Genomic DNA, 353 nt, shown 5'->3' on the forward strand with positions numbered 1-353 from the left:
TTTATTCGACAGATCACTGGTAATGAAAATGTAATTAGTGCAAGTGTACAAGTAACACGCTATATATCAGGTAATTTTTTAACAAGGCATAATGATGTGCTACCTAGTGAAGGTAGAGCTATTGCCTATGTGTTTGGTTTTACACCAAACTGGCATCCTGATTGGGGTGGTTTACTACACTTTTTTAATGCTGAAGGGGGGATGGTTGATACATTTTTCCCGAAAAATAATACTCTTAGTGTATTTGATGTAAACTTACCACATTCAGTAAGTTACGTAACACCTTTCGCAAAGTATCCAAGATATTCTATTACTGGTTGGTTCAATATAATTTAGCCTTATATTTAAGGCAT

Annotated in this window: 1 protein-coding gene; it reads left to right on the plus strand. The window is 34.6% G+C overall.

The genetic code is table 11. The features are described from left to right. Positions 1-336 (plus strand): 2OG-Fe(II) oxygenase family protein (locus tag H5162_RS21165; protein ID WP_182779455.1); only part of this gene is annotated, 336 nt, incomplete at its 5' end. Positions 337-353: the final 17 nt, after the last annotated feature.

Origin of the sequence: Pseudoalteromonas sp. SR41-8, from assembly GCF_014163915.1 — a bacterium.
In the GTDB taxonomy this organism is placed as follows: Bacteria; Pseudomonadota; Gammaproteobacteria; order Enterobacterales; family Alteromonadaceae; genus Pseudoalteromonas; species Pseudoalteromonas rhizosphaerae.